This window comes from Rickettsia koreansis (genome assembly GCF_046532895.1).
Taxonomy (GTDB): domain Bacteria; phylum Pseudomonadota; class Alphaproteobacteria; order Rickettsiales; family Rickettsiaceae; genus Rickettsia; species Rickettsia rickettsii.
In genome coordinates this window covers 353161-367851 of sequence record NZ_WHLZ01000001.1, presented here as the reverse complement: position 1 = coordinate 367851, position 14691 = coordinate 353161, and the positions used below count along the sequence as shown (strand labels likewise).

The following is a 14691-nucleotide window of genomic DNA, read 5'->3' as shown; positions in this document are numbered from 1 at the left end:
ATCTAATCATTAACAATTATAAGACCCTGAGCTGTATCTTGATGAAAATCTCCAAAAAATTCATATTTTCCGGACTTGAGAGGTGCAAGTATAATATGTATTGACTCATTTGGCATAACTATTTTTTCACGATGTAAATCATGACTTTCAAACTCTTCTACCGTATCATCTTCATTATGAACAATTAACCTTATCTTAGTCGATTTTGGTACTTCAACTATATTCGGAACAAATTTATGATCTTGTATAGCTATCTTTACTTCTAATATATTATCGTTTGTTTTATTATAGGAACTCTTACTTGTATAGATATAAATAATTACTGCTAAAAATATTAAACCTACTAATATAATAATATTTTTGTTTTTTTTAATAATTTCCATATTATAATTAAAGTTTAAAGTCAGATGCTTATATACTCGTTTAATTTGAGTTTTAAATTTTTAATAATTACAAAATTTATCCTGCAATTTTTATTAATGTTATAAGATATACAATTATTATCATTATGACAAGGATAGATAATAAAATATAATTTTTTTGTCTTTGAATTTTATTTTGTTTCATATTTATTTAATTTTGTTTAAAGTCTCTTAGTTCAAGCAAAAGATATTCATTTATCGGTAACGATTCATGAGAAATAATTTTATTTATGTTAGAACCTAAAGTTTTAAATGTTTTGCCTTCAGCAATAACACTGCGTGTTCCAACCATTACTTTACCTTGCAAGGCGTAAGAAAAAATTAAAGGATATGTAATATCGCCGATTTTCATATCTATTTGTTGTCCTTTTGCTTTTGAATCATATAGTATTTTACCGTTTGATAAGCGAGTAATTTTAGCATTAAAGCTTACTTTTTCACCACATAATAAAGGAACACGATACGCTATCTCATCGTCATAAATTTTCACTTTATTACTTTTAACAAAATTTTGCGGTAATATGGATTTTAAAATTACATTAACTTTATAATTATAAGCATCATCGAAGATAATATTATTACTATTATTAACGGCATATTTTGCCGGAATAATAGCTTCTCGTGCTTCTCCTACCATCATACCGATTATTACATTATCTAAGCCAAGCATTACAGGAGCAGAGCCTAAAGTAAAAGTCTTAGTATCTTCAGATATTAAAGTATTGTTCATATCTGATATTTGATAAGATACGGTAACTACATGTCCGCAAGAAGCGGGACCGATATTACCGCTACCGAGCGTATTAATTTTGAACAGTGTTTTTACTAAATCCTTACGTACTTCAATAGTGTAATCATTAGGATTGATAGGTCCATTTAACGGTTGTAAAATATTTTCAAAAAATGCTTTTCCTTCTTCGGTTTTAAGAGCATTGATTACTATTTTTGAAACCGTACGTTCAAATAAGTTGCCGTTTAATGAAATAGGAGGTTCATTATTTATACTAGTTTGGTTTTCATCGGTAGATGAATTATTTGAAGCCGTTTGCTCTACAGTTGTAAGATTATTGTTGTCGGGAGATATTTTTAACTTGACTATATTGTAAAGTATTAGAATTACAATTATTAAAGATAAAAATTTTTGCATATATATAATGTTTTAGTATAACAAAGTTTACTATAACAATCAATTACTTAATAATCAAATGAGAATAAAAATAATTTGATTAATAAAAATAATTGATTTAAATTTAGATGCAGAATTTTATAAATATAGTGGTGAAAAGTGAAAAAATTTATATTTTGTTTTTTATGTTTATGGACATTAAACATATTTGCTGCCTCTAAAACTTACCCTAATAAGCTTAATCGTTGTAAAATTACTAGAAATATATTTAATGATTATGAACCAAAAGTTTTTGAAACTACTAATAATTTATTACGTAAAACAGGAAGATTATCAAAATTTTACGGTGAAAGGATATTAATTAAAGGAAAAGTATTAGATCAAAATTGCGTACCGGTTGCGGATGCTAAAGTTTATTTATGGCAAGCAGGCAGCGGTGGTAAATATCCTTACGAACCTTTAAAAACGAGAGTTGATAAAAGAAGATTTACAAGTAAAAGCGATTCAAGTTTTACCGGTTCCGGTATTGCTACTACTAATAATAAAGGAGAATATTACTTTATTAGCATGTTGCCTTATAAATCTTCTCGTTATTTGAGAAGTGCAAATATAAGAATAGAGCATCCTAGTCTTACTACTCTCGAAACACGCTTAGACTTATCTGATAAAAATATGTGTGATAATGAGTGCGGTGAAGTAAATCCAATATTGATCGAACCGCAAGAAAATATGCCGTCTTATTGTTTTGACTTAGTTTTGCAAGGTACGACGCTTAAGAGGTATTGATACAGTACGTCATTGCGAGGAAAATTACGAAGTAATTTGACGAAGCAATCTCCAGGATATTTTACGAGATTGCCACACAGTCTACGACTGCTCGCAATGACGTTTTGCCTCTTTCTGCGGTGCTTCTAAAGGCTTTTTTATACCACAACTACATAATGTAAGTGCTAATACGAATAAAAAAAATGTCTTCATTACTATAAATTATTATATGACCTTAAGAAATTATAATAAATATCTTATATATATTATAGTATTTTTATTATCTATAATAATTTTTATTCCTAAAATTCATGCTAAGCTCTATGAGCAGTCTAAGGATAAATTAGCATTTTTAAGAGGTTCAAGTGTTCCTGATAATATAATTTTTTTTGATGAAGAAAAAAATCAATATTCTCTTGATCAGTTTGAAGGAAAGACTATATTGTTAGTGTTTTGGGCTACTTGGAGTGCTCCTTGTATCAAAGAAATGCCTGACCTTGATATGTTGCAAAAAGATTTTAGGAAATTACCTTTTTCAGTAATTCCGATTTCAGAAGATTATCAAGGCATAAAAGTTGTGAAAGAATATTTTAAAAGCTATCAAATAAGATATTTGCCGATTTATCATGATTATAGAAATGAATTATTTAAAGCCTTAGGGGTTGTTAGTTTACCGACTATTAATAGACCCAAACGGCAAAATAGTAACTAGCTTTGTCGGCAATACAAATTGGTATGACGAAAAAGTTAGAGATACTATTTTATCTGCCATTTCCGGAAATTATCCTGAACCTAAAAATAGTTATAACGAGCAATCTCTGAATACACCGGCTAAGCCTTTGCCGCCAATAAAAAAGGATGCTCTATAGTAACTCCAAGTAAATAGAATAAGTGTAATTTGGAAAAGAGCAAGGAGTCTATAAGGCGAGGAGCGGAGCATATACTTAATAGGTGAGTACCGCAGATCTTATAAGACAACATAGCCAATTTTTCAAATTAAACGAGTATATTAAATTAAAAATGAGTAAAATTAATGAATGAAGTAAATAAATCAACTATGGCGAATGCTGAATTTGATCAGATAATAACCAAACGGCAGATAAGTAAATTAGATCAATTATTTGCTTCGGTTTTTGGTAATTCTAAAGAGGTGATTGCCGTTTTACGCCTTAGCGGTGTTATCGGTAAAGTAAGTACTATGCAATCGGGACTTACTTTAGAATCATTAAATGAACTAATAGAAAAAGCTTTTAAAATAAAGAAATTAAAAGCTTTATGTTTAATTATTAATTCTCCCGGCGGTTCTCCGGTACAATCTGAACTTATTGCAAAACGTATTCGTGACCTTGCTGAAGAAAATAAAATAAAAATTTATAGTTTTATTGAAGATATGGCGGCTTCAGGTGGATATTGGCTGGCTTGCAGCGGTGACCGGATATATGCTTTGCCGAGTTCGGTTATCGGTAGTATCGGAGTAGTATCAAGCGGATTTGGTTTTCATGAAGCAATTAATAAACTTGGGATAGAGAGAAGAGTTTATACGGAAGGCAAGAATAAATCAGTATTGGATCCGTTTAAACCTATTAATAAAGATGATCTTAAAATTATCAAAGATTTGCAAAAGCAGGTTTATGAACATTTTATAGAATATGTAAAAACAAGAAGAGCAGGGAAGTTAACTCAGCAAGACGAAATTTTATTTAACGGTGAATTTTGGGCAGGGCAAACAGCGCTTGATTACGGCTTAATTGACGGCATAGGTGATATGTATAGCGTAATGAAAGAAAAATTTGGTGATAATATTAAGTTTCAATATCTGTGTGCTAAGCAACCTTGGCTTAAAAAGAAACTTGGCATGGGAAGTAAGATATTAACCGATAATCTTGCTAATTCTTTAATTGATGCGGTAGAAAATAAAATTATTAACGATAAATTTGATATGAAATAATATGACAATAACACAAGTTAAAATTACAAAACTAGAAAATTTTTCCGGCAGTCTGCCGGAATATGCTACAGAGCATAGTGCAGGGATGGATTTAATAGCCGCAAACGAGCAACCTACAACAATAAAAGCAGGCGCAATACAGCTAATTCCAACAGGCATCGCTATAGCACTACCGGATTCGTTTGAAGCCCAAATAAGACCTCGTTCGGGTCTTGCCGTTAAACACGGTATCACGGTTGCTAATTCACCCGGTACTATTGATGCAGATTATCGAGGTGAAATAAAGGTCATTCTTATTAATCTCGGTAAAGAAGATTTTATTATAGAAAAAGGCATGCGAATTGCACAGATGATAATCGCAAAGTACGAACGTATATTATGGAAAGAAAGTAGTAGTCTTATAGAGACGATGCGTGGTAGCGGTGGCTTTGGTTCTACGGGTGTTTAGTGGGTCTCTATGTCATTCCCGCGTAGGCGGGAATGACATAAACGAGCCATGCAACAACGCTTTTAGTAGCTCTTAATGACTATTAGGTATCCACGCAACAAATCATAAAACTTATGAAAATCACAATAAAATTATTAACTTCTATATTATTGTTATTAGCTTTGAAAGTACATGCTAATTCTGATTCTGTAGATAATGTTAAGCAAGTTTTTACCTATATCGATCAAAAAAATTGGTCACAAGCCGAAGATTTAGCTCTAGAAGTAAATAATAAAACTTTAACAAAAATTGTACTTTCTCAGAAATATTTAGATAATAAATATGCAGATAATAGTTTTGAACATGTAATAAGGTTTTTATGCAATAACCCAGATTGGCCTCAAAATAAACTGCTTGAAGAAAGAGCAGAAGAATATCTAAATAATAATACAAATAAAAAAGTAATTGTTGATTGGTTTAGTAAACATTCTCCTCTTACCGGCAAAGGTTATAAATTTTATGCGGCAGCTGCAAGTAGTTTAATCAAAGATCAGAAGATGTTACTACCTATTATTAAAGAGGCTTGGGTATACGCCAATTTTACTCCTGAAGAAGAAAATGCATATTACAATAAGTGGCATAAATATTTAACTGCGAGTGATCATTTAGAGCGAATAGAAGAACATTTATGGAAAAATGATATTAGATCTGCTGAGCAATCCCTGAAATATGTAGAGCAAGGTTACCGTAATTCTTTTAAAGTCCAAATTGCGATTATAGGTAAATCGCCAAATGCTGAAAAGCTTTTTAAAAGTGTTCCTGAAAAATACTATACTTCCGGTTTATTATATCATTATTTAGATTTTAAAAAAATGCAAAAGCCGACAAAGGAAATTATTACTTTGTTTAAGAAAGCTAAAAATAACCGTAAACATTTTGCTAAATGGTGTCGGATTCAGTCCTATTATGCTCGTGAATTCATCGATTACAAGGATTTTGCTAATAGCTATAGAATGGCAACGCTGCCTTTTGCTACTTGTCCTGAAACTATAAGGGAGCAGGAGTGGCTTGCGGGCTGGCTTTCTTTAAGTTTTTTAAAAAAGCCTGATCAAGCATTAGTACATTTTAATAAGTTTATTAAAGTGGTTAAGACTCCGATTAGTTTGGCACGTGGGTTTTATTGGCTCGGTCGTACTTATGCAGCAAAAGGCGATAAGCAAACGGCTAGAAAATTTTACGAGCAGGCAGCTAAATATTCTTTTACCTTTTATGGGCAGGTAGCAAATATTGAATTAAATAGGACAAAGTTAGTTTTACCTCCTATTCCCGTAATAACTTCTGAAGAAAGGAAAATTGTAGAAAATAAAGAGATTATTAAAGCAATAAGGTTATTGGTTAAATATAATAAAAACTACTTAGCCCTGATATATTCCAAAGCAGCAATGAAAAACACTAAAAATTCTGCAGAAATTCAAATAATTGCGAATATTATTAAAGCAAATAATAATACTAATCATATAGTTGAGGTGGCAAAAATTGCCGCCCAAAATAATGCTTTTATTCCGGATTGTGCTTTTCCAACGCCTTATAATCTAGTAGGTTTGCCTATCCCACCTCATTTAACTTATGGAATAATTAGACAAGAATCGGTTTTTGATCATAAAGCAGTAAGTTATGCAAATGCTATGGGTCTCATGCAACTTATTAAAGGTACTGCTTGTGATACCGCAAGATCCATAAATGTTAAATGTAATGTAGCAGACTTAACTAGAAATCCGGTATATAATATTAAACTTGGTTCGTATCACTTCAAAAAATTATTAGATGATCATAAAGGTTCTTATATTCTATCCATTGCTTCTTACAATGCCGGGAGTCATAATGTAGTAAAATGGATAGATAGGTTTGGTGATCCAAGGGATATAAAAGATACAAGAAAAGTTATTGACTGGATAGAACTTATACCTTATCGAGAAACAAGAGATTACGTTCAAAGAGTACTTGAAAATGTTCAGATTTATCGGGTAATCTTAAATAAGAATAGTAGTTTGTACTTTAAGCGTGATTTACATGCTTGTGATATAGCAACAAGTTAATTTCTATTAGTGTTTTATTTTAACATTAAAAATATGAATTAAGGAGGAGAGTATGAAAAAATTAGAGCAACACTTTAAAAAATATCGTAATGATACCGATATTCAAGTAAAGAAATATAAAAACGATCTTAATGTAATCGGCATTAGATATGACCATAAATTTGCATATGTTGCAGTTCCAAATCATGCTACCGGCGGGTTTGAATATTTTTAATGGGATTGGATGACAAGCATTACGGGTAGTCATTCAGAAATAGTAACAAGATTTAAGAAAATAGTAAGCATTTTAAAAGAAGCTAAAAGTAACCCAGCCCAGTATGAAAACTTAGTATCTAACTTGGATGCCAGTACTAAAAATGCACTTGAGGTTACTATTAAGAGTAATAATATTACTATACCGACACAAGACACTAATAAGGTAATGTCAGAAATATTATCAGGAATGCAAACATGGCTAGATATAAAAAGTCATATCCCTATGGACCTTAAACAAAAATTCTTAGATTTAGGTTCTAATCATTTAGAACTATTCATAAAAGCTGCTTATAACAAATTTAACAATACGTGGATAGTTAAAGAGTTTGTTGATAATGCTGTAAAAACTGGAGAAGAAGGTAGAAAATATCTAGCCGATTGTGATTGTAGTTCAACTGACCAGCTATGGACAAAGCTTGTTGAACCTATAATAGAAAACCTTAGAATAAGCGAAAATTCAACTGATAAATCTAAAGATGATGAAATATCAGAGGCTTCGGCGAATAAACTTGGAGCAAAAGTAAAGACTTTATCTAATACTCATGAACTACCAGCACAAAAAGAAGCATTAAAGCTTGTATATGATATGAGGAAAGGTAATATAGATAAAGCAACTGTTGTTAAGAACATTAATTTTTTTGGTCAGGACGATACTTTATTAGGTTGGTTTATAGAATATAGTGGCCTTACTATTGACCAAATCAAGGCTAAAGCAGTAGAGATTACCGGTGATGATGCTGCTGATTTTTATTTAGAATAGTTTCTTAAGGTTATTCTCATTTTCTATGTCATTTCTGTTCCCTTTTATGTCATCCCTAGCTAAAATGGGAATCCAGTGCTTGCCTCTGTCATAGCGTGGCTTGTCCACGGTATCTAGAAAAAATAAAATAAAGACTGGATGCCGTGTGGTCAAGCCACGGCATGACATAGTAGGTTTACCTGTTCATATAACAATACCTATCAATTATATTCATGATTCTTAAAAATATATCTTTACTAATAATATTATTTTTTTCAATATCAACTTTTTCTGCTGGTCATAGTCTAAAAAATATCTCTATTACTGTTGTTGCTCCGGCAACAGGAGTGGATAATAAAACCTTGTCGGATTTAAAAAATATTAATGGACTAAATTTACAAATTTCTTCTAAGTGTTTTGCTAAAGGTAAGCTACCCTTTCTTGCAAGTAGCGATGAAGTAAGATTTAATTGCCTGCGGGATGCATTATTTGATGAGTCTGATAATATAGTATGGAGTTTACGAGGTGGTTACGGCTCTGCGAGAATAATGCCCGATTTACTAAAGCTATCAAAACCAAATAAAGAGAAATTCTTTATAGGATATAGCGATATAACGGCGTTACATCTTTTTCTATCACAAGAATGGGGCTGGAAAACTATTCACGGCAGTAATATAGCCGATCTCTTAAAGTTGGAACAAGATCAAGGTAATTTTACCAAGCTTGCTGAAATATTAAAAGGTAAAGTAAAGCAAGTTACTATAGATAATTTAGTGCCTCTTAACGATATAGCAAAATCAAGTGATCTTGTTAACGGCAAACTAACAGGCGGTAACTTAACTATGGTGCAGACTAGTATAGGAACGAGTTGGCAAATAAAGACTAAGGGCAAAATTCTTTTTTTAGAAGATGTGAATATAGCTCCTTTTAGATTAGATCGTGAGCTTTTACACTTAAAGCAAGCAGGGTTACTTGAGGATGTGAAGGCTATAATATTTGGTTCATTTGGTAAAGATCTTGATGCCACAATGTTAGTGCTTCGTAATTTTGCAGATAGTTTAGATATACCGGTATTTAAAACAAATAGATTTGGTCATGAAAAAATTAACGATCCGATTATTTATAATACGAATAGTAAGATTATTAAAAGTAAAGAATTTAAGTTAGTGATGGGGTTGTAAGCACTATTGAGCAGTGGCTAAGCCGTCATTGCGAGCGACTGAAAGCCTTGTTGCATAGTTTGTTTATGTCATTCCCGCGTAGGCGGGAATGACATCGAGTCTGACACCCATGCACCTGCGCAGGAATGACATAATGAGCCTATCGACTCAAATGCAAATAATCATTATACTTTGATAAATTCAAATCATAAGAAAAGAATTTATTTGTAATATAATGTTCAAGTAATTTTACTAATCCTGCTTTATGTCTATTTAAAGTCTCGATGCTTAAAGCTATTTCTGTTGTGTGTACATAAGGTTCGGTACTAGTTATTTTTACGTAGGCGATAGTAATATTGTTATTCATAACTGGATTCCCGCTTTTGCGGGAATAACACAAAAGGGGCTGAAGATGACATAAAAGGGACAGAGAATTACATTTCATAAATCCGTTTTCTAGTAACATCAAACTTTCTATGATAAGTTGCGGAGAGAGTCCAAGCTCTATTTCTTTCTTAGTCGGAATAGTACCGGTCTTATAATCTAGTATAGTTATATTGTTTGATTTACTTATTTCAATTCGGTCAGCTATACCGATTATTTTTATATCTTGACCTACAATATTTAGCCGTAACTCCCCTTTAGTTTCAAAATAGATTTCTTTGCAGTTTTTTCGGCGTTCTATATCAAATAAAATAAAAGCTTTGCTGAAAGCCGTGAGTTTTATTTGCCAAGTCTTTTTTGTGTAGCTTGGTAAAATAGTGCTATATAAAATATGATTACCGATATTTATTAAAGCATTTTGTTTATCAAGCAAATTTAAATTAATATATTGTTTGTCATAATTTGTAGAATATTCCTCTAAAACTTTATGAATCAAATGACCGAAATCCGATATTTTAGGCTCTTCCCATATATGATCTTTTTTACGTAGTCCAAGAATTTTCTTAGCATAAAAACCGTATGGGTTTCTTATTAATGTTTCTATTTCGGTTACTGATAAGGTGGTTGGGAAAGAGGGGCTGTGGATCTCAATACTTTTGTCATACCGTGGCTTGACCACGGTATCCATATAATTACTGGATCCTGTGATAAAGTCACGGGGTGACACAGAACCTTTTTCTAGCTTCAAAAATAAATTACTCGGCACTGACAGTTTCCCATCATATTTTTTAGCATTCAGTATAACTATTTGCTTATTTTGTAGAAATAAATTGAAGTAATCTGAATATAGAGTAGGGGCGATTTCATCGTAATCTATATTTAGTATCTGCAAGGCTTTCTTGCTAAGCCATGGGTGAGCTTTAGCACTAAGTGTCCAGTTTTCATTATTAAAATGCGGTAATATAATTAAGTCAAATTCACATAATGCTAAATCTTCAGGCCGTCCTATAATAATACTAGCAGCGTCGGTATTTTTGTAATATTTGATATTAGAAAGTAAAAAAGAAAAAATTTTAGGAAAATCCTTTTTATCCGTTGAATTTACATATTTACTATATGCGGTTAAATTTGTTAAAAACTCAAGTAGTTCTGCTCCTCCTTCTTTTTCCCAAATAGTAGGCAAAAGTTTTTCAGTTATTTCTTTAGTTAAGGTTAGAATAGCTTGTATATTATGTGGAGTATCGGTAAATAAAATATCTATTAAGTTACGGCAATACTCTCTTATATCCTCATTATCAAATTGTAATTGCAATAAATATTTCGGTGAGGATATAAAACGGTTTTTATTAGATAGCATTAACTCTAACTGCTGCACAGTAGGGCAGTTAATTAAAGGATTTTTAAGTAATAAAAATAGAAGTTTTAAATCAAAATTATTACATAATATTTTAATAATGGAAGTTAGTAATTCACCTATATTAGTAAGCCTTAAGTCATTACCTAGTAGATCTTCATATTTGTCTAAAAAATTACAATATACTCTTTTAAGCTTATTATTATTTGTAACGATTGCAATCCGTCTGTCTTTATTACGGCTACATATATAAGCTATTTGTTTAGTTTCTTCATAAATGTCATTAGGTTCATAATAAGATATACCATCGCTAATCTGTTTGGAGGCAGGATTATAGTGAATTATGTAATCCTTTAATTCTTCTTCAAATCTTTTTAAAAAAACATTAGGCTTGAATATTCCGGCGAGTATTACCTGCTTATGTCCCGTTTTTATTTTTATTATTTCTTCTTGTAATAGCTTTAATTTATAAACTGCTTTAGTTTGTTTTTGAGTAAACGATATTTCTTCTTGCCATCTTAAAAAGCAATATTCTAGAAATTTATAAATCTTTTGCCAATAGTTAGAATTGTTATAGACTTCAATTAATTTTATATCGATATTATTGATTATAAGATCATTAAACAATTTTCTTAAAAGTTCTGCAGTTTTTAATGATTCATTTTTATTAAAAGGTAATTCTTTATATTCGGTGATAATGGATGATAAAATAAGTAATTCTTCTATTTTAGATATATAATCCGAATTGGTTTTTTTTGAAATAAGAGAATTAAAAGGAATAATAATAGGTAATTTAATTTTATATTTATCGGTTAAAATCTTCTTTAATTCTAGGCATGAGAAATTATTAGGCAATATTATTTGAACTTCTGTATCTTTACCTAATTTATCAATGATATACTCAGCAAAACTTTTCAAAAAAGAATAATCAGCAGTCATAAATAATGTTTTTGATGATAATATAGCAGATCAAAGGTCCGAAATCTTATTTAAAATGATAATATAGTAAAATAAATAATATTTGAATTAGTTTCTTATTAAGTATCTTTAAATATATTAATTTAAATTTAATAAATAAGGTATCATTTTTTATTATATTATTTATAGTCTTTATAACATCACGAGCTTGTGCTAATAATTTAAACTCACATATAGCTTATTGTGATAATATACAAGTAGAACAACAAGAAGATTTGGTAATACAAAAATTGGTTAAACTATTTGTGACTGAAATGAATTGTATTATTAGCGGCTGTTTACAACAATGGGATGTGCAAGATAATCGGGTAAAATATTCAATTGCTTGGCAAGAACAATGTGGACCTGTAATTTATGGTCAGTATCAACTAGAAGACAATGGTAGAGGTTCTACTTTCGTATATGAACGCTCTAAAAATTCCGTATGTTGTTGGCCGCTTGGATATGAATATAATAAAGCATTTGTAATATGTTCATCTAATGATGTTAAAAACTAATATTTACTTACTAACTTTTACGAATTCTTTAAATAATTCTAAATCTACTCCATTATCGTTAAGATATTCAGGATGCCATTGAACGCCGATAACAAATTTATGTTTCGTTGATTCAATGGCTTCAATTATACCGTCTTCTGCTGTTGCAGATACGATAAGATCATTACCAAGTTGTTTAGCAGCCTGGTGATGAGTCGAATTAACCATAGTTTGTAGTTGATTATTAGCTATTTTAGCAAGTTTAGTATTTGCTTCTATATTAATTGCATGTGAAACGATGTTTTTAGGCGAAGGTTGTGTATGATTAATTACAGTTTCAATATAATCAGGAATATGTTTAATAAGCGTACCCTTAAAAATAACGTTTAATAACTGCATACCTCGGCATATGCCTAAAACCGGAATATCTCTCTCTAATGCTTTCTTTAAAACTAATATCTCAAAATTATCACGTTCTTCATTGGAAACTACTATATCTTCGGCGCATTCCGGCTCATAAAATTTAGGATGTATGTCCTCATCACCGCCTGGCATTACAACACCATCAACAAGTTCCATAAGCTGATTTATTGTATCACTTTGATAAGGTAATAATAGCGGTACACCGCCGGCTGCAATAATCGCATCGGTATAGTTTCTTCGCAAGGCGTACCATGGAAAAGCAGCGTAAGTATATTTTTCACAATTTTGAGCTAAATCAGGTGTAACACCTATTATCGGTTTTTTATACATTTTATTATCGTTTTATTATTTTTCGGTCAGCTATGTCATTCTTCATAGTACCGGACAGTTCATAAAGGTCCCGTCATTGCGAGCCAGCATTTATGCTGACGTGGCAATCTCAGGAGTTTTTTTTATATTATCTTATGAGATTGCCGCGTCGTTGCTAACGCAACTCCTCACAATGATGACTTGGCATCCACGCAGCAAAGTCACTATTACCCCTCAATATGCGGTGGTGTTTCAAAAGTATGGAACGGCGGTGGTGAGGTAAGTGTCCACTCTAATGTGTCTGCTCCTTCTCCCCAAGGATTGTTTGGACAATCTTTGCCGTATTTTAGCGTATAGAAAACGATAAATACAAAATAAAGGGCAGCAAACATAGAAATACCTGCTCCTATCGACGAAACCATATTCCAGCCGGCGAAAGCTTCAGGGTAGTCCGGTATTCTTCTTGGCATGCCCGCAAGACCTAAGAAATGCTGCGGGAAGAAAGTTAAATTAACGCCTATAAAGGTAATCCAAAAATGAATTTTGCCTAAAATGTCCGGATATTGTTTACCGGATATTTTGCCAAACCAATAATAAAAGCCTGCAAATGCCGTAAATAAAGCACCGAGCGACATCGTATAATGGAAATGTGCAACAACATAATATGTATCGTGCAGAACTCTATCAATTGCCGAATTTGATAGGATTATGCCGGTTACGCCGCCGATCGTGAATAATATAATAAATCCTATCGAAAATAGCATAGGAGTTGGGAATGTAATCGACCCACCCCACATAGTCGCTATCCAGCTAAATATTTTAATACCCGTCGGAACTGCTATAATCATCGTTCCGGCAGTGAAATATATAAGTGCATTATAAGAAAGCCCAACAGTAAACATATGGTGAGCCCATACGATAAATCCAACAAAGCCTATTATCACCATGGCCCCGATCATACCTTGATAGCCGAATATAGGTTTGCGTGAAAAAGTTGAAATAACTTGACTTACTATACCAAAGCCTGGAAGTATTACGATATATACTTCAGGATGACCGAAAAACCAAAATAGATGCTGAAATAATACAGGATCACCGCCGCCGTCAGGCTTAAAGAAAGTAGTTCCAAAATTACGATCTGTAAGTAGCATAGTAATAGCTCCACCAAGTACCGGCATCGCAAGAATTATTAGAAATGCGGTAACTAAAATAGACCAAACGAATAATGGCATCTTGAAAAGCCCCATTCCTGGAGCTCTCATATTAAAGATAGTAACGATTAAGTTAATTGATCCAAGGATTGACGATAGACCGGTTAAATGTAAACTGAAAATAGCCATATCAACGGCTGCACCGGGGTGACCGCTTAAATTACTTAAAGGAGGGTAGAGCGTCCAGCCCGTTCCTGGTCCACCGTCAACAAAAGCTGATCCCATAAGTAAAAGAAAAGCAGGAACTAGTAGCCAAAAACTGATATTGTTAAGGCGTGGAAATGCCATATCGGGGGCCCCTATTAACAGAGGTACGAAATAGTTACCAAAGCCACCGAACAAAGCCGGCATAATCATAAAGAATACCATAATAACCGCATGTGCTGTGATAAGCACGTTATATAGCTGGAAATCATGATTTAAGAAAGTGCCGCCGGGCATTGCAAGCTCTAACCTAAAAAGCAGTGAGAACAAACCTCCGACAATTCCAGCAAAAATGGCAAATATGATATACATAATGCCGATATCTTTGTGATTGGTAGAAAAAAGCCATCGCCTCCAACCGTGTGGGGTGTGGTGGTCATCGTAATAAATTTCGGTAGTAGTTATATCCATAAT

At 32.2% G+C, this 14691-nt stretch carries 11 protein-coding genes and 2 pseudogenes; 8 read left to right on the top strand and 5 right to left on the bottom strand.

The window, feature by feature from the left end; all coding sequences use genetic code 11:
• Positions 1-2 precede the first annotated feature (2 nt).
• Complete coding sequence (locus GCO76_RS02080) at positions 3-383, bottom strand: cupredoxin domain-containing protein (RefSeq protein ID WP_103896988.1); 381 nt, start codon at positions 381-383, stop codon at positions 3-5.
• 190 nt (positions 384-573) lie between these two features.
• Positions 574-1569: an FKBP-type peptidyl-prolyl cis-trans isomerase gene (locus GCO76_RS02075; protein ID WP_410956011.1), complete on the bottom strand. Its 996-nt coding sequence runs from the start codon at positions 1567-1569 to the stop codon at positions 574-576.
• 138 nt (positions 1570-1707) lie between these two features.
• On the opposite strand from GCO76_RS02075, the gene GCO76_RS02070 reads away from it, so the two are divergent.
• From GCO76_RS02070 to GCO76_RS02040, 7 genes and pseudogenes are all read left to right on the top strand, one after another.
• Positions 1708-2334 carry a dioxygenase family protein gene (locus GCO76_RS02070; protein ID WP_064463564.1) on the top strand — a complete coding sequence of 209 codons (627 nt, stop codon included), beginning with the start codon at positions 1708-1710 and terminating at the stop codon, positions 2332-2334.
• A 208-nt stretch (positions 2335-2542) separates the two neighbouring features.
• Positions 2543-3182 (top strand): annotated as a pseudogene (locus GCO76_RS02065) (TlpA disulfide reductase family protein).
• Positions 3183-3346: 164 nt separating this feature from the next.
• Positions 3347-4261, top strand: a complete 915-nt coding sequence (locus GCO76_RS02060; RefSeq protein WP_103896991.1) for a S49 family peptidase — start codon at positions 3347-3349, stop codon at positions 4259-4261.
• 1 nt (position 4262) lies between these two features.
• On the top strand, positions 4263-4709 hold the full coding sequence (dut, locus tag GCO76_RS02055) for a dUTP diphosphatase (RefSeq protein ID WP_410956010.1): 447 nt from the start codon (positions 4263-4265) through the stop codon (positions 4707-4709).
• 113 nt (positions 4710-4822) lie between these two features.
• Complete coding sequence (locus GCO76_RS02050) at positions 4823-6784, top strand: lytic transglycosylase domain-containing protein (RefSeq protein ID WP_410956009.1); 1962 nt, start codon at positions 4823-4825, stop codon at positions 6782-6784.
• Between the two features lie 52 nt (positions 6785-6836).
• A pseudogene (gene srfF, locus GCO76_RS02045) lies at positions 6837-7799 on the top strand (SrfF family effector protein).
• Between the two features lie 212 nt (positions 7800-8011).
• Positions 8012-8959 carry an LD-carboxypeptidase gene (locus tag GCO76_RS02040; protein WP_410956008.1) on the top strand — a complete coding sequence of 316 codons (948 nt, stop codon included), beginning with the start codon at positions 8012-8014 and terminating at the stop codon, positions 8957-8959.
• Between the two features lie 139 nt (positions 8960-9098).
• Here GCO76_RS02040 and GCO76_RS02035 read toward each other — a convergent pair whose 3' ends face one another.
• Positions 9099-11615, bottom strand: a complete 2517-nt coding sequence (locus tag GCO76_RS02035) for a PD-(D/E)XK nuclease family protein (protein WP_410956007.1) — start codon at positions 11613-11615, stop codon at positions 9099-9101.
• Between the two features lie 254 nt (positions 11616-11869).
• On the opposite strand from GCO76_RS02035, the gene GCO76_RS02030 reads away from it, so the two are divergent.
• Positions 11870-12151, top strand: a complete 282-nt coding sequence (locus GCO76_RS02030; protein ID WP_410956006.1) for a hypothetical protein — start codon at positions 11870-11872, stop codon at positions 12149-12151.
• 3 nt (positions 12152-12154) lie between these two features.
• Here GCO76_RS02030 and GCO76_RS02025 read toward each other — a convergent pair whose 3' ends face one another.
• Positions 12155-12883: a gamma-glutamyl-gamma-aminobutyrate hydrolase family protein gene (locus GCO76_RS02025; protein WP_410956005.1), complete on the bottom strand. Its 729-nt coding sequence runs from the start codon at positions 12881-12883 to the stop codon at positions 12155-12157.
• Between the two features lie 206 nt (positions 12884-13089).
• Positions 13090-14688 (bottom strand): cytochrome c oxidase subunit I, encoded by a 1599-nt coding sequence (ctaD, locus tag GCO76_RS02020; RefSeq protein ID WP_410956004.1) that lies wholly within the window; start codon positions 14686-14688, stop codon positions 13090-13092.
• Positions 14689-14691 lie beyond the last annotated feature (3 nt).